We start from the raw sequence: 22,482 nt of genomic DNA on the forward strand, positions 1-22,482 counted from the left end.
TTCATCCGGCAGAGATTGTGCTGGTTATCAATTTGACAGCCATCTTTAAGGTTTCAAAAACAATCCCTTTCCCGGGCAGGTTATTGGTATATGGAGATAAATAAACGAACCGTTGTCATTACCGGTGCTTCAAGTGGAGCAGGCAGGGCAATAGCACTACAATTTGCCCGCAGGGCAGACCGTTTAATACTGGCTTCACGAAATATGAAGATGCTGGAAGAAGTGGCTGAAGAATGTGAAACCTTTGGTGCGGAGGTAAAATGCCTGGAAGTAGATGTAACCGATTACCATGCTGTCATCAACCTGGCCGCTGCAGCTGATGAATTTGGAAATGGAATTGATATCTGGGTAAACAATGCAGGTGTACTGGCTGTAGGTGCTTTTGATGAAATCCCGATGGAAGTTTCAGAGCAGGTATTAAAAACCAATTTATTAGGTTACATGCACGGCGCACATGCTGTTTTGCCTTACTTTAAAAAGCAGGGTAAAGGAATTTTAATCAATAACATTTCTATAGGTGGTTTTTTAGCGGTACCGATGGGTGCTGCCTACTCGGCCAGTAAGTTTGGCTTAAGGGGTTTTGGGCAGGCACTTATGGCAGAACTGGCTGCTTATCCTGATATTCATGTCTGCGATGCTTTCCCCGCTTTTCTGGACAGTCCCGGCATACAGCACGCAGCCAATTATACCGGCAAATACCTGAAACCTTCCCCGCCGGTTTACGATCCGGAGCGCCTGGCGCAAGCCATTGCTAAACTGGCAGATCAGCCAAAAAAAGAAAAAATGTTGGGAAGTGTATCGGTTTTGCTGCGCCTTTCAGCAGGGCTTTTTCCTACACTCACACAATTTGTTGCAGGCGCAGTCATTAAGGGTTACCTGAAGAGGGCAGATCCAATACCAACCACCAATGGAAATATCTTCGCACCTGTTCCGTTTGGTAATGCGGTTCATGGCGGCTGGGGAATTCCAGGTAAACCCAGGGCACATCGAAAATATATTGCAGGTATGGCTGCTTCACTTGCGGTGCTCGCCTTGATTAAGATATTGGGTAAATAACACAGATCATTAGAAATCTGGTTTAATAAAAAACGGCATTCGATAAAGAAATGCCGTTTTTTCTAATTTATAAAGCTTTCATTATTCTGCTGCTGCTTCAGCATTGATAGAATTTACAGCAATTTCAGTCAGAGCCACATCGGTAGCTTTTTCATTTTCCAATGTCTGATCAAGTAAATCTGCCACATCCTGATGACCCATGTTTTCAGCAAATACTTTAAGGGTACCGTATGTAGCGATTTCATAATGCTCTACTTTCTGTGCAGCCAGAATTAAACCTGCATCACGAACCATTGTGCCTTGATCTGTATCTGAAATGATGCCCTCAGCTTCTTCTAATAATCCAGCCATGGCATCGCATTTTTTTGCCACTGCTTTCTCGCCCAATAGTTCAAAAACCTGTTCAAGCGTTTGGATGTGTTGTTGTGTTTCTTCAGTATGTTTTTCAAATGCGGCAATAAGTTCTTCGCTTGTTGCAGCCTTTTTCATCTTTGGAAGTGCCTTTACTAAATGTTTTTCTGCCCAATAGATATCTTTTAATTCATCAACAAAAAATTCATGAAATTCTGAATCTTCCATTTTACCAGTTTTAGAAGCTGACTTTTTATTGGTTGAAGCTTTGGTGGCCGGTGCTTTAGCAGCTGTTGATGTTTTACCTGTACTTGCTTTTTTAGCAGTTGTTTTTGTAGTTGCCATAGTTTTTTATATAGTATGATGTACAAATAGAACTGCCTAAATTGAAATAAGGTTTTGGTTATTTTAATCTTATTTTAATCTGATTGCTTAAGAAAGGCATTGATATACACCAATAATTATTCACTATTTATTGAAGCGGGATGTTGAACTGGCACGCCCTCCTGAAAATATTAAACCTTTCATTCCTGAAGGTTGTTTTATCCATGGTAGCACGTAAAATAATTTAATATGAAAGTAAATGAGCACGATGATCTTATCCCGGATCAGCAGGAGGGAAGTGAAATTGATGTAACAGAGCGCCGTACTTTTGAAACAATGGATGAAGCTTCTGCTTTTTTCGCTACGGCCTGTAACCGGTTATTGAATGTGAATGATTGGGGCAATAGATCTGGTATGTCAGGGTTCCAGCTTTTTGATGGATATGGAAAAGAAGTTCACCGTAAAGCGCAGGAGGGAGATTACATCCGGATTGATATTCCTGGTCCGGGAGCGCCATCCGGTGGCGGTTACGATTGGGTAAAAATCGAAGAAATTGCAAGTCGACAACAGATAGAAGATGATTTTCTTGCCATTAAGGTGCGTCCGAGTGTAAAGCCCCTTTCAGAAGAAGCTTCACCCGCACACTTTTTACAGGATGCGGCCACTTCAACTTTTATTGTACGCAGGTTGCAGCTAAAAGTTCAGGCAGAAGAACATGGACGGAATGAAATGGCGAATACAAATACAGAAAATACACTTGATAATGTTCGAAATTTTTTAGTGGGTGGCGCAGCCAGATTGGGTTTCTCTTATCCGCAATGGAAATTGCTGGTGAAGGGCATAATGGCTTAAATATAATTGATATCGGCCGGTAAACCCATTAACCGGCCGGTAGTTAATTATTTCTTAATCACTTTGATCACACTGGCGGTAACCAAAGCCCCAACCAGGTAATAGGCTACAGTAAGTATTTTTACCTGATTATTTTTAGCGACAGGTTTAGGGTTTAGTCCCATAGGTTTTGGAAGCGTTACCGCTCCAAGTCCGGCGGCTAAGCCAGATGCAATACTTCTGCTGAATACATTTTTAGTATTGCCGCTGCCTATTAAACTATAATAAATGGTATTGCTGATTAAGTCACCTGCAAGTGTAGCGCCATATAAGTTTTCGCCGCGTTTACCACAAATGCCCAGAAAGTCAAGTGTGTGCCCTAAAGCTTCTTCCCCTAAACGGTCAATCCGGGGCACATCTGAACTTTTATCTTTTAAACTTTCGTGTAAAATGTTGAGGGCAAGAGCACCTGCGAATCCTGCTATTAAATTTTTTATTTTGTCCATATGAAATAGATGTAGCAATTATTACTCACTTATTTAAGCCCCTTTTATAGGATTCATCAATATAATGTTTCAGGAAATAAACAGCATTAAATGATTTCAACAGATAGGCATTTGTTTTTCGAATGAAACAGAATAAGATCCAGTTACTCCGTTTTTATAAACTGAAAGACAGCAACTTATTTAGTCTTGCTTTTCTGATCATCTTCAGCCGCGTCTGTAGCGATCTGTTGTTTTGCCATTTCTTCGGGGCTTTCTTCATCGCCGGTATAGGCACCATCAGCATCGCTGCCTTTAATCTCATCAGCCGGGATTACGCCAACTTTTTTTTCTTTCGATTCTTCTGCTTTATTTTTTTCGTTTTCCATGATCATCTTTTATATATAAATACAACAGTATGCAACAAGCAAAGTTTAGTTTAAATCATATTGTTCAGCTTTCATGGGGAAGTGAAATTAAAAAGGCTCAAAAATTATTCGGATTTGCATGTTTCTTAAACAGGCTTTGCAATCTTCCTGATGTAATGGATATTACGTTAGAGCCAGCGCCAGAAATGAAATTTAAAACAATTTTTGCCAATTATCTCTTTATGCTTTCGAGGTATTGTAAAATTGAATGTATATTTTGCAGGCTTCAAAAAGATAAGATCAATATGGCTTCAGGATTTTTCGCAATTTTAGATGATATAGGTGCTTTAATGGATGACGTGGCAGTAACGGCCAAGATTGCCACCAGGAAAACCGCCGGCATTTTAGGAGATGACCTGGCTGTAAATGCTGAAAAAGCGACCGGCTTTCTCTCTTCCAGAGAGTTGCCAGTGCTTTGGGCCATCACCAAAGGATCTTTGATTAATAAAATTATTATTGTGCCCGTGGCACTGCTGCTGAATTTTTTCTTCCCGATAGCCATTAAGTTTATTTTAATTTTAGGTGGGTTTTACCTGGCCTATGAAGGGGTTGAGAAAATCATTGAGTTTCTTTTTCATCGCCATGAGCATGGCAGGGCAGCCAAAGATGTTGTTCAGGATGATCAGGCGGCAGAAAAGGCCAAAATAAAATCAGCAGTAACCACTGATTTTATTCTTTCTGTAGAAATTGTCATCATTGCCCTTGGTACTGTACTGGATAAAAGCATCACTATCCAGATCCTTACGGTTTCTGTTGTGGCTATTTTAGCTACCATAGGCGTTTACGGCATTGTAGCGCTAATTGTAAGAATGGATGATGCCGGATACAAGCTGGTGAAATATTCCAATGATAAAGGATTCCTTTCGGCATTGGGCAATGTATTGGTGAAATCTTTACCGGTAATTATAAAGGTGCTCAGCTTTGCGGGTACCATTGCCTTAATATTGGTTTCTGGTGGTATCTTTGTGCATAATATTGATTTCTTGCACCATTTCCTGCCTGATTTAATGTCAACGATCAAAGAATTTGCCATTGGGCTGATAGCAGGGTTAATAGCTGTTGGTATAGCGGAAGGAGTGAAAAAACTGATTCCCTTATTTAAAAATTAACCGGCTATTCTATTTACCTGAGGTAAGTTTTTAGAAATGCCTGCGGGTTATAGAATCTTTCATCAAGCTGTGATTTGTTCATGGTCAACCAGCTGGCACAGCCGTAATCATCAAATTTTTTTCTGATTTCGAGGTGCAGGTGGTGATAATCTCCACCATATTTTTTACTTTCCTCCTTTGTAAATAGACGGGCAAGTTTAGTATCCTGGTTTACAGGCTGACCATTTTTAACATAAACTTCGCGGAGGTGTTTGTAACTGGTAAACATCATGGTGCCATTCTTCAGCTGGTGTTTTACCACCACCGTTTTTTGATTTTCACCCAGGTGGATGGAACAAACCACCCCATTGGCCATGGCATACACTTCTATCAGCTTTGTTTTTGATGCAGATGGATTGATATCAATAGCCGTATGAATGTGGCCTTTATAATAGCTGTTGCGGTGATCGCCAAAAATACTGATGATTTTAATGTTTGCTATTTTCTTTCGGTCACTGCCTTTAAATGGTAAATACCAGCTATCTGCCATCTGACCTGGTGATGCAGCTGTATAGTAAGGTTTCCAACGATCTTTATCTTTTTCAATTGTTGGATTTTGTAAAAAGGAGAGGCATAAGAACAGGATCAGGCTAATTTTCATTATCATTGTATAAAAGATCAAAATAAGAAAAATTTCTCTAGAACTACTAATATAGTTATGCTAATATGCTAGGTTATTTTCTTTTTAACTCGATTACAGTAATTTCCGGCCAGATGCCGATTCTTCCAGAAAAACCTAGAAAACCAAATCCCCTGTTCACATTCAGGTGGCGATTATTTTCTGTTTTGATGCCTGCCCAATGTTTATAACGGTATTTTACAGGACTCCATTTTATCCCAAAAGCCTCAATGCCAAACTGCATCCCATGGGTATGACCGGCCAGTGAAAGCTGAATTTTTGAAGGGTGGTTTTTAACCTGCGCATCCCAGTGTGAAGGATCATGTGAGAGCAAAATTTTAAAATCTTTAGCTTCAGTATGTTGAAGTGCCTTGTTTAAATCGCCCCGCTCGCCAAAACCGATACCCCAATTTTCAATGCCTGCGAGGATAATTTTTTCCCCGCCTTTCTCCAGTACCACATGTTCATCTAAAAGAAGTTTAAATCCTAATTCCTTGTGGTAAGCTTTTAACTGATTTAAATTTTTGATTTTATCTGTCTCAGAAGGCCATTTGACATAATCACCATAGTCATGGTTTCCTAAAACGGAAAACTGCCCAAATGGTGCCTTAATCTGTGAAAATAGAGGAATGTAAGGAACAATTTCAGATGCAGCATTATTAACCAGATCACCAGTAAATACAAATAAATCACTTTTTTGTGCATTGATCAGGTCAATGCCTTTTTGCACGGCTTTGGGTTTGGTAAAACTTCCGGCATGTATATCAGAAATTTGTGTGAGGGTGAATCCATCAAAATGCTGTGGTAAATCATCAAAATACAAGGTATGTTTAATCACCCGGTATGCATATTTTCCCCTGGTTATACCAAATGCAAAAAGCAATACGGTCAGGCAAAACATGATAAAAGCAAAATCTACCCAGTAATCATTTCTACCAGTTATTTCATAACCCTGTGGCTGAAAATTTGTCGAAATCGAACTCACCACCCGATAAAGATCACCAATGAATAAAAAAATGGCAAACACCATTTCAGCGACAAGTACAATCAGAAAGATATGACCAACAACAGTGAAAAATATATTTCTGCCCTTCCGCATCTGAGAAATGGCAAAAATAATTGCCATACCCAGGCTGATGATTACAGTCCAGAATGCAGGTGCCAGGCCTTCCCAGTGATTGATGGTATTAAAGCTGGATAACACATATGCACTCAGCGCAAAGAACAGGATAATCACGATTAAGATGGGGAGCAGGGGAGATCTTCTTTTCATTCTGAATGTACAAACGGTGGCAAAGTTAAATTTTAAATCCTCATCTGTTGATTTGTGTTTCAGGCAGTACTTAATTTTACCTCACGTTGATTAAAGGCATCGGATTTTAAATGTAGCCACTCCGGAAGGATGATTTTGATTTATTGTTTGCAGCTTCAGCATAAATATGAGGGCAGCCGTGGGCATATTTTATAATTATACATTATTTAGTAGCTTTGTAAGATATATGCTATCCAAAAAAACCAAATACGCCATTAAAGCACTTGTTGCACTTGGTAAAAATGTAGAAAGACCACCGATGCAAATTTCTAAGATTGCGGAAGAGGAGCATATTCCTAAAAAATTCCTGGAACAAATTCTTTTGGATCTGCGTAATGCGGGTTTCCTGTATAGCAAGAAAGGAGCAGGGGGCGGCTACAGTTTGAATAAAAAACCTGAGGATATTCTGCTGGTACATGTAATGCGTGTTACCGATGGACCAATTGCAATGGTGCCTTGTGCCAGTTTAAATTTTTATCACAAATGTGATGAATGTGAAGACGAAAAAACCTGTGGCATTCGAAGTGCGTTTATTGATGTAAGAGACGCTACATTAAAAGTACTTAGTGAAACCAGCATCGCCGATGTGATTGGCCGCGAAGATACTCTGAAATTGGGGATAGACAGTTTATAATTTCTGACTTCTATATTATTTATTCTATACAAATCAACATCTATTAAATAGAATATTCTCTTTTTGCTTATGCCATATCAAGAATGAGATTGTTTAAATTGATGAAAATACTAATGTAGTTTCTTAAAAGAAAGACCACCTTTGTTTCTTTTAGCGCCAAAGAAAATAAGCCCGTCCGGCCAGGATAAGAATAACATCGAAATGTTGCAAGCTGGATGTGATGCCATTCGGTAAATGATGCTTGACCTTTTATATAATCCAGATGCTTTTTGCCTACCATTGACAGGATAAAAACAACGGCTACTCAATACATTAGATCTATTTTCCTAAAACCAACCACCAATACATAAATTTTTTCGAGAAAAATTACTACTATTCCTATATACTTTATATATTTGGAAGATGAACTTCAGGTCTACAGTTAAAAATACCCGTACTCAAATGATGTGCTATTGTTGTAAAACAAGGTAGAAGAGGTATTTTAAATTTATAGATATAAATATTGAATGCTTCTCATTAAAAAGGGAAGCATTTTTTGAATAAAGCTAACAACACATATGCAAAGTTTCAGAACAGAACTCGAAAACAATATTGTCGAGCAGGACATCATTGATTTAGAGAATAAGATTAAAGCTTTTCGCGATGGAACGATTCACGATGAAAAATTCAGAAGCCTGCGTTTAGCCCGTGGTGTTTACGGACAAAGGCAGCCTGGTGTGCAGATGATTCGCATTAAATTGCCCTTCGGGAAGGTGACTTTCAAACAATTGCTGCGCATTTCAGATATTGCAGATGAATACGGAAGCGGAAATTTACACCTGACCACTCGTCAGGATATTCAATTGCATTATGTGAGTTTAGACAAAACACCAGAACTTTGGGCAAAACTGGAACAAGACGACATTACTCTTCGTGAAGCTTGTGGCAATACCGTACGTAATGTTACGGCCTCACCAAATGCTGGTATCGACAAAGATGAGCCTTTTGATGTTTCTCCTTACGCACATGCGGTTTTCAAATACTTTTTACGCAATCCAATTTGCCAGGAAATGGGCAGGAAAATTAAAATTTCCTTTTCTTCCAGTGATCAGGATACCGCTTTCAGCTACATTCACGACCTGGGATTTATTCCAAAAGTAAATGAAAATGGGGAACGAGGATTTAAGGTTTTGTTTGCAGGAGGTTTGGGGGCTCAGCCATTTTTAGCCAGCCCGGTGCATGAATTTCTGCCGGAGGATCAGTTAATTCCTTTTACCGAATCAGTACTCCGGGTATTTGATCGCTATGGAGAGCGCAGCAACAGGAATAAAGCTCGCTTAAAATATTTAGTACAAAAATTAGGTTTAGAAGAAGTTTTACGTTTGGTTGCCGAAGAGCGTGTGGCCAATAAGGTAAAAACCTTTACCATCGATCGCGAAGTTGTTCCACAGCCCGTGGCACCGGCCCATCAAGATTATCAGCCTGTCGAAATACTGAATGAACAGCATTATAAGCACTGGCATGCTACGAATGTGGTACCACAAAAGCAAACCGGTTTCTATGCCGTTTATATTAAAGTACAGGTAGGCGATATTAAAACGGATAAGGCAAGGGCATTTGTGGAAGCCATTAAACCTTATGTTGCAGATGAAATCAGGATCACCCAGAATCAGGGGTTGTTATTGAAATTCGTTCGTCAGGAAGCTTTACCTTCATTATATATTGCCTTGAATACCATTGGTTTTACCACCGCCGGATTTGATAGCCTGGCTGATATCACCACTTGCCCCGGAACAGATACCTGCAATTTAGGAATCTCCAATTCCATGACTTTAGCCGAGGTTTTGGAAGATGTGATTTACCATGACTTCCCTGAATTTATTTATGAAAAGAATATCAAGATCAAGATCAGCGGCTGTATGAACTCTTGCGGACAGCATGGTTTAGCAGAAATTGGTTTTCACGGCAGTTCTGTCAAAGCAGAAGGGAAGGTTGTTCCGGCAGTTCAGGTGATGCTTGGAGGTGGAACAGTCGGGAATGGCGTAGGTCGTGTGGCAGAACGCGTTATTAAAGTGCCTTCAAAGAGAGCAACGAGTGTCTTACATTTCATTTTAAATGATTTCAAAGCGAATAATGAAGTAGATGAAAACTTCCATCAATATTACGACCGGAAGGGTAAAGATCATTTTTATCAGCTGTTAAAACCATTGGCCGATTTAACAAATTTGCAGCAGGAAGAATTTGTAGACTGGGGTCACGTAGAACAATTTGTTACAGCAATTGGCGTAGGTGAATGTGCTGGAGTGGTAATTGACTTAGTTGCAACTTTACTTTTGGAAGCCGATGAAAAATTTGAATGGGCAAAACAGAATGTAGAGAAAGGTGCTTATGCCGATGCCATTTATCACACTTACAGCACATTTGTCAGTGCAGCAAAATCATTGCTTTTAGATAAAGGCATAAACAGCAGCACTCAAGTTGGAGTGATCAGGGAATTTGATCATCATTATGTAGAAACCGGGGAGTTTAATTTGTCTACAAACTTTTCAGATCTGGTACTTCAAATTAATAAAAATGAGCCTACGGCTGAATTTGCTCAACAATATTTCAGCGAAGCAGATGCATTTCTCAATCAGATTAAAGAAAAAAGGGCAGCTTTAGTAAAATGACAGAATGAAAAAATGACAGAATGAAAGAATTATAGAATGAGAGAATTTCATAGTGCAATCGCTGGTAAAACATTCACTCAATCTATCCTTGAAAATTCAATAATTAAAAAGCTCATTCAAATTCAAAATTATGTTAAATCAAAATAAAGCGTCAAGAATTACACTTTTAGGCGCAGGTCCAGGAGATCCGGATTTACTGACCTTAAAGGGGGTAAAGGCCTTACAAGCTGCAGATGTGGTGCTATATGACGCCTTAACAAATGAGGCATTGTTAGCGCATGCACCAGCAGAAGCAATCAAAATATATGTGGGGAAACGCTCTGGGGAACATTCTTATCCGCAGGAAACCATCAACAAACTCATGATTGATTATGCGCTGAATTATGGCCATGTAGTGCGTTTAAAAGGTGGCGATCCCTTTGTGTTTGGCAGGGGATACGAGGAGCTGGATTATGCGGCATCCTATAGCATTCCGGTTGATGTAATTCCCGGCATTTCCAGTTCAATCGGTGTTCCAGGATTGCAACAAATACCGGTAACCCACCGTGGCCTGAGCGAAAGTTTCTGGGTAATTACAGGCACCACTACCTCTGGAGAGGTTTCTAAAGATATTTACCAGGCTGCAGAATCAAATGCAACCGTTTTAGTCTTGATGGGCTTGAAAAAATTAGCTAAAATTGTTGAGATCTTTAAGGCTGCAGGTCGAAATGCTTTACCGGCGGCGGTGATTCAAAACGGCTCATCAGCAGATGAAAAATTAATTGTAGGTATGGTGGAAACGATTGAAAGTCTGGTTCAACAGGAAAATATCAAAGCACCGGCACTGTTGATTTTTGGTGAAGTGGTTTCCTTACATCCGTCATTTAAAAACTTAGTAAAACAATATGCAAGTATTGCCTAATCCGTCAGATCGTGAAGCGTCTTTTTCAGAAGAAAAAGGTAACCAGCTTTTTCCGGTTTTTATTAAACTGAACAAGCTGCGTACGTTATTGATTGGTGCCGGAAATATAGGCCTGGAGAAATTAACGGCAATTGTAAATAACAGCCAGCAGGCGAAAATTACAATAGTTGCAGAAACAGTTTCCGCTGAGGTTTATGCTTTGGTGGCTAACTATCCTCATATAAAAGTGAAGCAAAAAAGCTTTGATGTTTCCGATCTGGAAAATATTGATATTGTTTTTGCGGCCACTAATAATTATATCCTGAATGAGGAAATCAGGGTAGTAACGCATGAAAAAGGTTTACTGATCAATGTAGCCGATAAACCTGAACTATGTGATTTCTACCTGGGATCTATTGTTCAGAAAGGTGATTTAAAAATTGCCATTTCAACTAATGGTAAATCCCCAACCATTGCCAAGCGTTTGAAGCAGATCTTAAATGAAGGCATTCCGGCAGAACTGGATGAGACTTTACAGAACATGAGTGCCTTGCGCCAAACTTTAACCGGCGATTTTTCAGCAAAAGTCAAAAAGCTGAATAAGGTGACCAAAAGTTTGATTAACCCTAAAAAGAGTTTTGCTGAGCGCAATATCAAGTGGTTAATCTGGCTGGCTTCCATTTTACTGATTGGCGCTATTGGTATTTCTTTATGGAATACGGAACCCGAATTTCAGTCGTTTTTAATTCATATCGACCCCTTATTTTATTGGTTTCTAGGGGCTGGATTTTTATTTGCATTAATCGATGGTGCCATAGGTATGTCATATGGCGTTACTACTGCATCATTTTCTCTTGCAATGGGGTTGCCTCCCGCCTCGGCTAGCATGGCCATCCATATCTCAGAAGTCATGAGCAATGGAATTGCAGGCTGGATGCATTACCGAATGGGGAACGTCAACTGGAAACTGTTTAAACTATTGATTATCCCGGCGGTTATCGGGGCGGTTTTGGGTGCTTATATCTTATCTTCTTTAGAACATTACGCTGCTTACGTAAAACCTGTTGTTGCGGTTTATACTTTATTTTTAGGTGGTGTAATCCTGATGAAGGCTTTCAATATTAAAAGAAAAAAGGCTGATGAAAAAATTAAAAAAATCGGTCTTTTGGGGTTTGTCGGTGGATTTATTGATGCTGCATTTGGCGGCGGATGGGGCTCTATCGTTTTATCCAGCTTAATAGCGGGTGGCCGCCATCCTTTGTTTTCACTGGGAACGGTCAAAATCAGCCGGTTTTTTATTGCGACTTTAAGTTCATTAACCTTTTTTACGATGCTGGGTGGAAAACACTGGGAAGCAGTTGTAGGCTTAATTATTGGTAGTGCCATCGCATCGCCGATTGCGGCAAAAGTGTCCAATAAAATTTCGGCCAAAACCATTATGGTGGCAGTTGGAATTATCGTTATGCTGGTTAGCCTGCGCAGTGTAATCGTATTTATTTTAAAATTAATTTAGTGATGGAGCATTTAGCGGAGATCAGACAGGAACTTACGGGCTTAACGGTGATCGATCAATTGAAACACCTGGCCAGCCGGTTTGAAGGCAGGATTATTTTTTCTACCAGTTTTGGTTGGGAGGATCAGGCCATTACGCATATCATTTTTTCAAATCAGATTCCAATTAAAGTCTTTACGCTGGAAACAGGTCGTCTTTTTCCGGAAACATATTATGTATGGAACCGCACACTGGAAATATATCAGAAACCCATTCATGCTTATTATCCTCAACACGAATTATTGCAGGAGATGGTAGGTTTGAAAGGACCTAATAGTTTTTACGACTCTGTAGACAATAGAAAAGAATGCTGCTATATCCGTAAAATTGAACCGCTGAAAAGGGCATTAAAAGGGAATGAGATCTGGATAACCGGAATCAGGGCTGAGCAGAGTCCAAATCGTGAAGATATGCATGATCTGGAATGGGATGAAGGAAATCAATTAATAAAATTTCACCCTATTTTTGACTGGACATTGGACGAGGTAAAAAGTTATATTAAAGCGCATAACATCGTTTACAATACCTTGCACGATAAAGGTTTTCCCAGTATTGGTTGCGCCCCTTGCACCAGAGCGGTACAGCCAGGCGAAGATTTTAGAGCAGGCAGATGGTGGTGGGAAGACCAAAGTAAAAAGGAGTGTGGACTGCATGCAACTGAAGCTAGCTTAAAGACTAAAGTGGAAAGCTTTACTAACAACAAATGAATATAACATTTGAATAATAACATGAGTACCTACAGAAATTACTGTCACTCATTTTATCATTCAAAATTCAAAACTTAATAAATGAGCACATATAATTTTGATTATTTAGATGAACTGGAGGCGGAAGCCATTCATATATTACGTGAAGTGGCCGGGCAATTTGAAAAGCCTGCCTTGCTGTTTTCTGGTGGCAAAGATTCCATCACCCTGGTACGCTTAGCAGAGAAAGCCTTTCGCCCGGGAAAATTTCCTTTTCCATTGGTTCACATTGATACGGGGCATAATTTTGAAGAAACCATTACCTACAGGGATAAAATGATCGAAAGAATAGGCGAACGCTTAATTATAGGCTCCGTTCAGGAATCCATAAATCAGGGTAAAGTAATAGAACAAACCGGTAAAAATGCCAGTAGAAATGCTTTACAAACGGTTACATTATTGGATACCATTGCCGAACACCAGTTTGATGCCTGTATCGGCGGGGCGCGGAGAGATGAAGAAAAGGCGAGGGCAAAGGAACGTATTTTCTCTGTCAGGGATGAATTCGGACAGTGGGATCCTAAACGCCAACGACCTGAACTGTGGAATATTTACAATGGTAAAATCCATAAGGGAGAAAACATTCGTGTGTTTCCAATCAGTAACTGGACTGAACTTGATGTGTGGAATTATATCCGGAGAGAAAAAATTGAATTGCCAAGCATTTATTTCTCTCATGAGCGTGAAGTGATCACCAGAAATGGTCAGTTAATGGCGGCATCTCCCTTCTTAAACATGGATGATGAAGATGTGGTTTTCCATAAGCAGGTGCGCTTCCGGACTGTTGGAGACATGTCTTGTACGGCTGCAGTTGAATCAGAAGCGATACTGATTGATGACATTATTGACGAAATCAGTGCCTCAAAAATCTCTGAACGTGGCGCACGTCTGGATGATAAAGTTTCTGAAGCCGCCATGGAAGACAGAAAAAAGGGAGGCTATTTTTAAGAAAGTATTGGGATGTGAGATTTAAGAACCTCGCATTTGTCTAATATCTCACATCTATTATCTCACATCTATTATCTCATATCTAAAAAACATGAACATATTAAAATTCTTCACAGCAGGCAGTGTTGATGATGGTAAAAGCACCTTGATCGGCCGTTTGTTATACGATACAAATTCTATTTTAGCTGATCAGTTGGAAGCTTTGCAAAGCGCTAACCGTAAAAATGATGATGGAACAATAGATTTAGCCATTTTAACAGACGGTTTAAGGGCCGAGAGGGAGCAGGGCATCACCATCGATGTTGCCTATAAATACTTTCAGACGGAGAAGCGCAAGTTTATCATCGCAGATACACCCGGACATATCCAATACACCCGAAACATGGTTACCGGGGCTTCTACCGCGAACCTGGCCATCATTTTAATTGATGCACGGAATGGGGTAGTAGAACAAACCATCCGTCATTCTTACCTGGTTTCTTTGCTGGGGATCAAACATATTGTGATTTGCATCAACAAAATGGATATGGTTAATTATGATGAAGACGTTTATAATTCCATCATTGAAAAATATAAAGTTTTAGCGCAGCAACTTAAATTAAAGGATGTAACCTATATTCCGGTTAGTGCATTAAAAGGCGATAATATAGTTCAGCATTCGGAGCATATGCACTGGTATGGCGGCCAGAGTTTATTACACTTTCTGGAGCAGGTAGATACGGATAATCTGGATAAATCTCAGCTGGCGCGTATGCCCGTACAATGGGTCATCCGTCCGCAAACAGATGAATTTCATGATTACCGTGGTTACGCGGGTAGGGTATTGAGTGGAACATTTAACCTGAATGATAAAGTTACAGTATTGCCTTCAGGAGCAAGTTCAACCATCGAAAAGATTGAATTTTTCGATCAGGCACCGGATGCCGCACATGCGGGACAGTCGGTTACGATTCATTTAAAAGATGATGTGGATATCAGCCGGGGAGATACTATTGTAAATGCATCGGCATTGCCGCAGGATACTAAATTAATTGAAGCCGATTTATGCTGGATGGATGGACGCGCCCTGGATACCACTGTCATGTACCTGATTCAACATAACAGTAAGGTTACAAAATGTAAAATCAGTGAAATCCTGCACAAAGTAGATATCAATACCTTGGAAAAACACCCCGCAGATGAATTCAGACTGAATGATATCGGAAGGGTAATTGTTAAAACGGCTGACGCTTTGGCTTTTGATCTATATGATGATAACCGTGCAAATGGTTCAGCCATTTTGGTAGATAGCCGTACCAATCTGACCGTTGGTGCCTTAATGTTCAGGGCAGCAGTGGAATAACTTTGTCGCAGTCATGTTATAGTTTGACTCGGTCTTTCAGATACATATTTTAAGCAGGACATCTTTTAAGATGGGCCTGCTTTTTATTTTAAGGTCAGTGCTTATGGAAATACTTAAAAGTTTTCATCAGATTAGTATAATTTACTCAGAAACTTTAAATTTATAATTATGAAAAGAAATCTTTTATACATCGCCTTCGCTGCGGTTCCATTTATTTTTGCCTGTAACCAGTCTGAGAAAAAAGCTGATTCAGCAAAGAAAGATTCCGTTATAAATGAAACCTGTTATGCCTCATCATTTGAAAAAGACAGTGCAGCCATGATTGTAAAAACAATGGCTTCTGGAAAAGTGACTGGTTCATTATTGGTAAAATATGCAGAAAAGCCTCAGAATAAGGGCGAAATAAATGGTAAGTTTCATGGGGATACACTTTTAGTCGATTATCGGTTTAATACGGGTAAGGATACCACCAAAGCATTCACCAATCCACTGGCATTTTTGAAAAAGGATGGTAAACTGATCATGGGCGTTGCGCAAATTGAGACTACATTGGGCAGATCCTACTTCGTAAAAGGTAAACCCATCAATTATGATGCGGGAAAATTTACTTTTCAGGAAGTTCCTTGTAAATAGAAGTGAGAGACTAAAGCTTAGAGACAAAGCTGAATGCTGGAAAAACGAATCTGAAGCAGCAAACTTAAAATAATCAACGATGAACGAAAGAAGAAAATGAACTCTTCGCCTCATCGTCATTGCGAGAAGCTTTTTCAGCGACGAAGCAATCTATTTTCGCGAATCAGATTGCTTCACGCCGTTATTAAGCCCTGCCCTCTAGTTCGCAATGACGACACCTCTTGCCGTCATTGCGAGGTAATAAGCAATCTCACTGATATAGCTGCATAAATCTGCAATTTTAGATTTTGACTCATGCCAGTTGAGTTTCCTGTACTCATAATGTTTTCATATCCATATTTTTAATAATTTGTCATCTTGAATAACTGCCTGAATGTAGGTGATTGAAATATTTCTTAATGCTATAATCAGTTATTAAACAGCGAATAAAAATATTTTAAAATAAATTACTACAATATCTATAGACTTTATATATTTGTGTAATTAATTATAATGATCACGAGCTAATATTTTCTGACATGATTTTAAGTAAAGTAGAAAAAGCGAACATTGAACCAAAAATTACATTAATAGGTGCTGGTCCCGGCGACCCGGATTTATTCAGTTTAAAAGGTGTTAAAGCATTAAAAACAGCTGATGTTGTTTTGTATGATGCAAATGTAAACGAGGCTTTACTGTGTCATGCGCCAGAGGGTATTCCGAAAGTTTATGTTGGTAAACGTACCGATGATGAAGATTTCTCGCAGGATGCGGTTAATAAACTCATTGTAGATTATGCTTTAAATTACGGTCATGTGGTTCGTTTAAAAAGCGGCGACCCGTTTTTCTTTGCGAAAGGTTACGAAGAAATCGATGCCGCAGAGTCATACAGTATTCCTACTGAAATTATTCCAGGTATTTCGAGTGCAACCGGTGCACCAAGTCTGCAGAAAATACCCATGATTTATAAAGATTTGAGCGAAAGTTTCTGGGCGGTAACCGGAACCAACTCAAAAGGAGAAATTTCTGAAGATTTGTACATTGCCGCAAAAACTAAAGCTACGATTGTCGTTTTGAACGGGATAGAAAAGGTAAAAGAAATCGCTGCAATTTTTCAGGGTGAAAACAAAGGATTATTGCCTGTGGCCGTTATTCAAAATGGATCATCAAAAGATGAAAAAATTGCAATCGGAATTGTAGATACCATTGCAGAAGTGGTAGAAGATAAAAAAATTAAGGCGCCGGCACTACTGGTGTTTGGTGATGTGGTTTCCTTACATCCCCAGTTTCAACCCATCAGGGATTTTTATGAAATCATGGACGAAGAGTATTAATATCAACTATAACCAACTATTTGTTTTATTGTAAAACCGCGTGCGAAAGCATTGCGGTTTTTTCATGTGTAGAGATTTAAATAAATCTCATTTGTTTAGAATTGGCTGTAAAAAACAAGACCAGTATTGGCTATCCGATACTGGTCTTATTATTATAACAAAGTTTTACTTTAAATAATGGTTCCGCTGGGCAATACTGCCCCTTTTTTCACTACAACAATTCCATCTTTAACCGCGTATAATTCATGGTCGCCATCTTCTAAATGAGCACCACCATTAATTTTTACATCATTGCCAATGCGGCAGTTTTTATCGATGATGGCATTATTGATATAGCATCTGTCGCCAATACCAATAAGGGAATTTCCCATTTCTGTTTCCATCTGAATTTCTTCCAGGGTTTGATAACGGTCACTACCCATCACATAAGCATTGGTTACAACAGTATCTTTTCCGATACGGGCCCTGATTCCCAAAACGGCATGTTCAATCCTGCTGGCCTGTACAATACAACCCTCAGCGATAATGGCCTTCTCTAATGTCGTGCCTGAAATTTTTGATGGAGGCAACATCCTCGCTCTGGTGAAGATGGTGTGGTTGCTATCAAACATGTTAAACTTCGGAATTTCGTCCGTTAAGCCTAAGTTTGCTTCGAAAAATGAAGAGATGTTACCAATATCTGTCCAGTAACCTTCATATTGATAACTCAATACCCTGCTTTCTGTAATTGCCCTTGGTAAAATTTCTTTACCAAAGTCTTTTTCATCTTCGTTTTCGTTCAGGATATTGATTAAGTATTCCCTGTTAAAAACATAAATCCCCATGGAGGCTAGGAAATTACGACCTTCGGCCTGCATTTCTGCACCTGTATCTGAAACCCAGGCATCCAAACCTACTTTAGGTTTTTCAGTAAAGGAAGTGATCATGTTTTCCTCATCGGCTTTTAAAATGCCGAAATCTGTCGCATCTTTTGCTGTTACCGGAATGGTGGCAATGGTAATTTCTGCATTTGCTTCGATATGTTTCTCAATCATATCTTTAAAATCCATCTGGTACAATTGATCACCGGAAAGAATCAGGATATAATCAAACTCATGAGAAACAATATGATGCATACATTGACGTACTGCATCTGCCGTTCCCTGAAACCAGCCTGCATTCTGAACGGTTTGTTCAGCAGCCAGAATATCAACAAAAGCCGTACTGAAGTGACTAAAGTGATAAGTGTTTTTAATGTGTTTATTTAAGGATGCCGAGTTGAACTGTGTAAGCACAAACATGCGGTGAATCCCTGAGTTCAGACAGTTTGAAATAGGAATGTCTACCAAACGATATTTACCAGCAATTGGAACTGCAGGTTTAGAACGTGTTTGTGTAAGTGGCGATAATCTAGAGCCCTGGCCACCGCCAAGGATAACGCCTAAAACTTTGTCAGTCATGTTTAAGCTTGTTTTAATATTTGGTATAATTCTATATAATTTGTAGCAGCCTTATCCCATGAATGATCAATTTTCATCATGGTTTTCCGAACGGCTTTAAAAGCTTTTTTATCAGTATATAATTCAACAGCTCGATTTATAGCATGGGTTACATCCCATACACTGGTTTGGTCATGGCAAATTCCGAAACCGCCATCACCAATATCAACAACTGTATCTTTCAATCCACCAACCCTGCGCACAATAGGTACTGTACCATACCGCAAGGCATAAAGTTGATTTAAACCACAGGGTTCCACCCTTGATGGCATTAACAGAAAATCTGCACCTGCATATATTTCGTGAGAAACCTGTTCATTGTAACCAATGTATGCGTTGTAATTTCTACTGTGGTAATCTTTAATTTGATTTAACCTTCCTTCCACCCAACTATCTCCGGAGCCCAAAACCAGGATGTTAATATTGTCACCGTGTTGATGTAAAGCGGAATAAAAAATATCCGGAAGTAAATCTGCACCCTTTTCATCCACTAATCTTCCAATAAAGGTGAATAGTGGCTTGGAAGAATCTAACTGAAAAACATCGCATAGCGCTTTTTTGTTTGCGGCTTTTCCACTTTCTACTGTTTTTAAATTGTAACCTTTTTTAAGCATCGGATCTGTTTCCGGATTCCAGACTTCACTGTCGATGCCATTCAGTATCCCGACAGATTTCCACCGTTCCTGTCTTAATAAACTCTCGAGTCCGCGGGCATTACCCATCATTTCTTCCAGATAACTTGGCGAAACCGTAGTTACCCGCCATGCACATTTAATGGCAGAAGCTAAGGGATTGATGGCATCTTCCCAGCCCAGTAATCCACCTTTCCATAAATCAAATGCTGGTAAGTAATAAAGTTTGTTCCAGCCAAACTGACCTTGATATTGGGCATTGTGAATGGTTAGGACGGTAGGAACTTTGCTGATGGATTGATATTTCAGGCAGCTGGCCACCATGAAAGGAACCAGTCCGGTGTGATGATCATGGCAGTGAATAACATCCGGGCGATGCTCCCATTGCGCAATCCAATCCAATGTAGCAATCTGAAAAGCGACAAAACGTTCCGTATCATCTTCATAACCATAAACGTTAGGCCGGTCTGTAAGTCCCTGGATATGGACTAAATATAAATCGAATCCTAATTTATTGGTTTTTTCTTTTAAAATGCGGTATTGAAAATGGTGATTACCGTAATTAGACCAGGCATCATAAGTTACTTCAAATTCACTTTCACGGATAAATTTAGTATCGTACGCAGGAACAACCACCTTGGCAATGTGGCCTATTTTGTTCTGGTACTTTGGTAAAGCCCCAACTACATCAGCTAATCCGCCAACTTTAGCAGCAGGGTAACACTCGGCGCTTATATGTATAATTTCCATCAAATATTTGGTGTAGATAACTGTGTTAAGTTAGTAATTGTTTTCCGATTTGAAAATATTGAGGAATTTATTTGGGTTGGAAAAGATGATTTTCCATTGCCTGTTGTGAGCCAGTGGTTTGAGCAAATATTTTTGAAAACAGAAAGCCTTAAATGTGAATATTATTTTAATCCAATTGCACATTATAATTATTAGAAAACAGGTATTTCACATTCCTGCCAACATTTTAGGCATAAGCTTGTTTGTTGATAAACACTTAAAATAGCTTATGGCTGAACAGCACCTTTATCAAACCGGAATAATAGGAAATTGTGCATTTATGGCACATGTTAATAAGAATACTGATATATCTTGGCTATGTTGGCCTCGTTTTGACAGTCCTTTTGTATTTGGAAGTTTACTGGATAAAAATAAGGGGGGTGAATTTTCAATTCTTCCTCAGGGTGAATATAGTTCTACTCAATATTATATCGAAAATACCAATGTATTAAGAACGGAAATCACGACTGAAGGCGGAAAATACCGCATTACAGATTTTGCGCCGCGTTTTAGATTGCATGAAAGGTACTTTAAACCCCTGATGTTCATCCGGAAAATTGAACCATTAGAAGGCAACCCACGGATAACCATTAAATGCCAGCCGGTATGCGATTATGGTAAAGGCAGGATGCGGGCCAGCCGCGGAAGCAATCATATTGACTATTTAGGCTGCGATGAAAATATCAGGTTGAGTACCAATGTTTCTCTTACTTATATTATTGATGAAAAGGCATTTGTACTCAATGAGACAAAATATCTTGTCATGACCTACGGACAAAACCTCGAGGCACCTATTGTAAGTACGGCAGAAAATTTTCTTCGTGAAACCATTGGCTACTGGAGGTTGTGGATCAAACATTCTACCATCGCTGGGTTCTATCAACCTCTTGTTATCCGCTCAGCCCTCGTGTTGAAAATTCATCAGTATGAAGATACGGGTGCCATCATTGCAGCAAGCACCACCAGTTTGCCGGAATCTCCGGGTAGTACCAGAAACTGGGATTATCGTTATTGCTGGTTGAGAGATTCTCATTATGTGCTGACTTCTTTAAATCATATTGGTCATTTTGAAGAAATGGAGAAGTATTTCAATTACCTTTCTGATATTTCGCACAATGAAGATGAACGTTATCAACCCCTGTATGGCATAGCAGGAGAAAGGGAAATCATTGAAACCACACTCGATCATTTAGAAGGTTATAAAGGCGAAAAACCCATCAGGATTGGTAACCAGGCTTATGAACATATTCAGAACGATATTTATGGGCAGGTTTTAACTTCAATGTTACCGCTTTACACTGATCATCGTTTTGTGTTTTCAGAGCGAAGTGATTCTGTAAAATGGATTGAAAGCGTACTTTCTAAAATTGAAAGAACAATAGATGAAAAAGATGCTGGTATTTGGGAATTCAGAAATATTGCCAATGTGCATTGCTATAGTAATCTGTTTCAATGGGCCGGGGCACATGCGGCACTAAAAATGGCCAAAACCATTGGTAATCCTGATTTTGAAGCGCGGGCACAAATTTTAATAGATAAAGCTGCCGCTCATATTGAAGCTTGCTATGATCCTGAACGGAAGGTTTATACCAATGCTGTTGGCAGTCCGTATTTAGATGCCAGTACGTTACAACTGATCATGATGAATTATCTTGACCCAGCTTCTGACCGTGCCAAAGATCATTTAATTGCTTTGGAAAAGGAGTTAAAAACTGAAGATGGCTTGTTCTATAGGTATTTGCATGCCGATGATTTTGGAAAGCCTAAAACGACTTTCTTAATCTGTGCTTTCTGGTATGTGGAAGCATTGGCTTGTGTGGGCAGGGTTGATGAAGCGATTAAAGAATTTGAAAACATTATCAAATACTGTAATCATTTGTTGCTTTTCAGTGAAGATGTTGATGCCAAAACTGGTAGCCAGTGGGGGAATTTTCCGCAAGCTTACAGCCATGTTGGTTTAATGAACGCTGCACACCGCATCGCGATTAAGTTAGACAGACCGATATTTTTATAACGATGAAAATAATTTTCCTGCAGATTTAGAAGATTTCCGCTGATTTGTTTCCGCGATGGTCTTCTTAAATCAGCGGGATTTTTTGTCATTGTCACATTTAACCTGGCGAAATTATATTATTTATTATTCTTCAGTGAAAATGTTGATACTAAAACAGGAAGTCAAGGGGGGATTTTCCACCGCATCGCGATTAAATTAGACAGGCCGATATTTTTATAACGATGAAAATAATTTTCCCGCAGATTTTGAAGATCTCCGCTGATTTTTTTCCGCGATGATCTTCTTAAATCAGCGGGATTTTTGTCATTGCCACCTTGAGTCT

At 39.4% G+C, this 22,482-nt stretch carries 20 protein-coding genes; 13 read left to right on the forward strand and 7 right to left on the reverse strand.

From position 1 onward, the window contains the following. Window positions 1-90: 90 nt before the first annotated feature. Entirely contained in the window at window positions 91-1,056 is a 966-nt protein-coding gene (locus tag OQ267_RS08460; RefSeq protein ID WP_265835554.1) for an SDR family oxidoreductase, read from the forward strand. Between the two features lie 81 nt (window positions 1,057-1,137). Here OQ267_RS08460 and OQ267_RS08465 read toward each other — a convergent pair whose 3' ends face one another. Further along, window positions 1,138-1,752, reverse strand: coding sequence for a ferritin-like domain-containing protein (locus OQ267_RS08465; RefSeq protein WP_322974828.1), 615 nt, complete (start codon window positions 1,750-1,752; stop codon window positions 1,138-1,140). Window positions 1,753-1,980: 228 nt separating this feature from the next. Here OQ267_RS08465 and OQ267_RS08470 point away from each other — a divergent pair, with 228 nt between their 5' ends. Next, window positions 1,981-2,583: a hypothetical protein gene (locus tag OQ267_RS08470; protein ID WP_265835555.1), complete on the forward strand. Its 603-nt coding sequence runs from the start codon at window positions 1,981-1,983 to the stop codon at window positions 2,581-2,583. Window positions 2,584-2,630: 47 nt separating this feature from the next. Here the strand turns inward: OQ267_RS08470 and OQ267_RS08475 are convergent, their stop codons facing one another. Beyond that, on the reverse strand, window positions 2,631-3,068 hold the full coding sequence (locus tag OQ267_RS08475; RefSeq protein ID WP_265835556.1) for a hypothetical protein: 438 nt from the start codon (window positions 3,066-3,068) through the stop codon (window positions 2,631-2,633). Between the two features lie 176 nt (window positions 3,069-3,244). Further along, entirely contained in the window at window positions 3,245-3,433 is a 189-nt protein-coding gene (locus tag OQ267_RS08480; protein WP_140418690.1) for a hypothetical protein, read from the reverse strand. A 29-nt stretch (window positions 3,434-3,462) separates the two neighbouring features. On the opposite strand from OQ267_RS08480, the gene OQ267_RS08485 reads away from it, so the two are divergent. Beyond that, a complete protein-coding gene (locus OQ267_RS08485) occupies window positions 3,463-4,581 on the forward strand; it encodes a DUF808 domain-containing protein (RefSeq protein ID WP_265835557.1) in 1,119 nt (372 codons plus the stop codon). A 13-nt stretch (window positions 4,582-4,594) separates the two neighbouring features. Here the strand turns inward: OQ267_RS08485 and OQ267_RS08490 are convergent, their stop codons facing one another. Next, entirely contained in the window at window positions 4,595-5,221 is a 627-nt protein-coding gene (locus OQ267_RS08490) for a M23 family metallopeptidase (RefSeq protein ID WP_265835558.1), read from the reverse strand. A 73-nt stretch (window positions 5,222-5,294) separates the two neighbouring features. Next, window positions 5,295-6,512, reverse strand: a complete 1,218-nt coding sequence (locus OQ267_RS08495) for a metallophosphoesterase (protein ID WP_265835560.1) — start codon at window positions 6,510-6,512, stop codon at window positions 5,295-5,297. Window positions 6,513-6,738: 226 nt separating this feature from the next. On the opposite strand from OQ267_RS08495, the gene OQ267_RS08500 reads away from it, so the two are divergent. The 9 genes from OQ267_RS08500 to cobA (OQ267_RS08540) all read left to right on the forward strand — a co-directional run bounded on the left by OQ267_RS08500 (window position 6,739) and on the right by cobA (OQ267_RS08540) (window position 17,247). Next, complete coding sequence (locus tag OQ267_RS08500; RefSeq protein WP_088302178.1) at window positions 6,739-7,185, forward strand: RrF2 family transcriptional regulator; 447 nt, start codon at window positions 6,739-6,741, stop codon at window positions 7,183-7,185. A 557-nt stretch (window positions 7,186-7,742) separates the two neighbouring features. Beyond that, complete coding sequence (locus tag OQ267_RS08505; RefSeq protein ID WP_265835561.1) at window positions 7,743-9,833, forward strand: HEPN domain-containing protein; 2,091 nt, start codon at window positions 7,743-7,745, stop codon at window positions 9,831-9,833. A 130-nt stretch (window positions 9,834-9,963) separates the two neighbouring features. Continuing rightward, the gene (gene cobA, locus OQ267_RS08510) at window positions 9,964-10,734 is read left to right on the forward strand and encodes a uroporphyrinogen-III C-methyltransferase (protein WP_265835562.1); all 771 of its coding nucleotides are present in this window, start codon (window positions 9,964-9,966) and stop codon (window positions 10,732-10,734) included. Next, window positions 10,718-12,226, forward strand: a complete 1,509-nt coding sequence (locus OQ267_RS08515) for a TSUP family transporter (protein WP_088302138.1) — start codon at window positions 10,718-10,720, stop codon at window positions 12,224-12,226. Before cobA (OQ267_RS08510) ends, OQ267_RS08515 begins: the two co-directional genes overlap by 17 nt. A 2-nt stretch (window positions 12,227-12,228) precedes the next feature. After that, window positions 12,229-12,972 (forward strand): phosphoadenylyl-sulfate reductase, encoded by a 744-nt coding sequence (locus OQ267_RS08520; RefSeq protein ID WP_265835563.1) that lies wholly within the window; start codon window positions 12,229-12,231, stop codon window positions 12,970-12,972. An 81-nt stretch (window positions 12,973-13,053) separates the two neighbouring features. After that, window positions 13,054-13,959: a sulfate adenylyltransferase subunit CysD gene (cysD, locus tag OQ267_RS08525; protein ID WP_265835564.1), complete on the forward strand. Its 906-nt coding sequence runs from the start codon at window positions 13,054-13,056 to the stop codon at window positions 13,957-13,959. Window positions 13,960-14,050: 91 nt separating this feature from the next. Continuing rightward, window positions 14,051-15,301, forward strand: a complete 1,251-nt coding sequence (locus OQ267_RS08530) for a sulfate adenylyltransferase subunit 1 (protein ID WP_265835565.1) — start codon at window positions 14,051-14,053, stop codon at window positions 15,299-15,301. A 168-nt stretch (window positions 15,302-15,469) separates the two neighbouring features. Beyond that, entirely contained in the window at window positions 15,470-15,934 is a 465-nt protein-coding gene (locus tag OQ267_RS08535; RefSeq protein WP_265835566.1) for a hypothetical protein, read from the forward strand. Between the two features lie 518 nt (window positions 15,935-16,452). Further along, window positions 16,453-17,247 (forward strand): uroporphyrinogen-III C-methyltransferase, encoded by a 795-nt coding sequence (gene cobA, locus OQ267_RS08540; RefSeq protein ID WP_265835567.1) that lies wholly within the window; start codon window positions 16,453-16,455, stop codon window positions 17,245-17,247. Between the two features lie 170 nt (window positions 17,248-17,417). On the opposite strand, the gene OQ267_RS08545 is transcribed toward cobA (OQ267_RS08540), so the two are convergent. After that, a complete protein-coding gene (locus OQ267_RS08545) occupies window positions 17,418-18,686 on the reverse strand; it encodes a glucose-1-phosphate adenylyltransferase (RefSeq protein WP_088302144.1) in 1,269 nt (422 codons plus the stop codon). 2 nt (window positions 18,687-18,688) lie between these two features. Next, window positions 18,689-20,107, reverse strand: coding sequence for a glycogen synthase (locus OQ267_RS08550; protein ID WP_265835568.1), 1,419 nt, complete (start codon window positions 20,105-20,107; stop codon window positions 18,689-18,691). A gap of 268 nt (window positions 20,108-20,375) precedes the next feature. On the opposite strand from OQ267_RS08550, the gene OQ267_RS08555 reads away from it, so the two are divergent. Then, window positions 20,376-22,160, forward strand: coding sequence for a glycoside hydrolase family 15 protein (locus tag OQ267_RS08555; RefSeq protein ID WP_088302147.1), 1,785 nt, complete (start codon window positions 20,376-20,378; stop codon window positions 22,158-22,160). Window positions 22,161-22,482: the final 322 nt, after the last annotated feature.

Source organism: Pedobacter sp. MR22-3, assembly GCF_026240075.1.
In the GTDB taxonomy this organism is placed as follows: Bacteria; Bacteroidota; Bacteroidia; order Sphingobacteriales; family Sphingobacteriaceae; genus Pedobacter.

Excerpts from the sequence above, each read along its gene's own strand:
- OQ267_RS08460 (WP_265835554.1), top strand. The coding sequence starts at position 91 with ATGGAGATAAATAAACGAACCGTTGTCATTACCGGTGCTTCAAGTGGA.
- OQ267_RS08550 (WP_265835568.1), bottom strand. The coding sequence starts at position 20,107 with ATGGAAATTATACATATAAGCGCCGAGTGTTACCCTGCTGCTAAAGTT.
- cobA (WP_265835562.1), top strand. The coding sequence starts at position 9,964 with ATGTTAAATCAAAATAAAGCGTCAAGAATTACACTTTTAGGCGCAGGT.
- OQ267_RS08535 (WP_265835566.1), top strand. The coding sequence starts at position 15,470 with ATGAAAAGAAATCTTTTATACATCGCCTTCGCTGCGGTTCCATTTATT.
- OQ267_RS08530 (WP_265835565.1), top strand. The coding sequence starts at position 14,051 with ATGAACATATTAAAATTCTTCACAGCAGGCAGTGTTGATGATGGTAAA.
- OQ267_RS08475 (WP_265835556.1), bottom strand. The coding sequence starts at position 3,068 with ATGGACAAAATAAAAAATTTAATAGCAGGATTCGCAGGTGCTCTTGCC.
- OQ267_RS08500 (WP_088302178.1), top strand. The coding sequence starts at position 6,739 with ATGCTATCCAAAAAAACCAAATACGCCATTAAAGCACTTGTTGCACTT.
- OQ267_RS08485 (WP_265835557.1), top strand. The coding sequence starts at position 3,463 with ATGCAACAAGCAAAGTTTAGTTTAAATCATATTGTTCAGCTTTCATGG.
- OQ267_RS08515 (WP_088302138.1), top strand. The coding sequence starts at position 10,718 with ATGCAAGTATTGCCTAATCCGTCAGATCGTGAAGCGTCTTTTTCAGAA.
- OQ267_RS08465 (WP_322974828.1), bottom strand. The coding sequence starts at position 1,752 with ATGGCAACTACAAAAACAACTGCTAAAAAAGCAAGTACAGGTAAAACA.
- cysD (WP_265835564.1), top strand. The coding sequence starts at position 13,054 with ATGAGCACATATAATTTTGATTATTTAGATGAACTGGAGGCGGAAGCC.
- OQ267_RS08495 (WP_265835560.1), bottom strand. The coding sequence starts at position 6,512 with ATGAAAAGAAGATCTCCCCTGCTCCCCATCTTAATCGTGATTATCCTG.
- cobA (WP_265835567.1), top strand. The coding sequence starts at position 16,453 with ATGATTTTAAGTAAAGTAGAAAAAGCGAACATTGAACCAAAAATTACA.
- OQ267_RS08480 (WP_140418690.1), bottom strand. The coding sequence starts at position 3,433 with ATGGAAAACGAAAAAAATAAAGCAGAAGAATCGAAAGAAAAAAAAGTT.
- OQ267_RS08555 (WP_088302147.1), top strand. The coding sequence starts at position 20,376 with ATGGCTGAACAGCACCTTTATCAAACCGGAATAATAGGAAATTGTGCA.
- OQ267_RS08505 (WP_265835561.1), top strand. The coding sequence starts at position 7,743 with ATGCAAAGTTTCAGAACAGAACTCGAAAACAATATTGTCGAGCAGGAC.
- OQ267_RS08520 (WP_265835563.1), top strand. The coding sequence starts at position 12,229 with ATGGAGCATTTAGCGGAGATCAGACAGGAACTTACGGGCTTAACGGTG.
- OQ267_RS08470 (WP_265835555.1), top strand. The coding sequence starts at position 1,981 with ATGAAAGTAAATGAGCACGATGATCTTATCCCGGATCAGCAGGAGGGA.
- OQ267_RS08490 (WP_265835558.1), bottom strand. The coding sequence starts at position 5,221 with ATGAAAATTAGCCTGATCCTGTTCTTATGCCTCTCCTTTTTACAAAAT.
- OQ267_RS08545 (WP_088302144.1), bottom strand. The coding sequence starts at position 18,686 with ATGACTGACAAAGTTTTAGGCGTTATCCTTGGCGGTGGCCAGGGCTCT.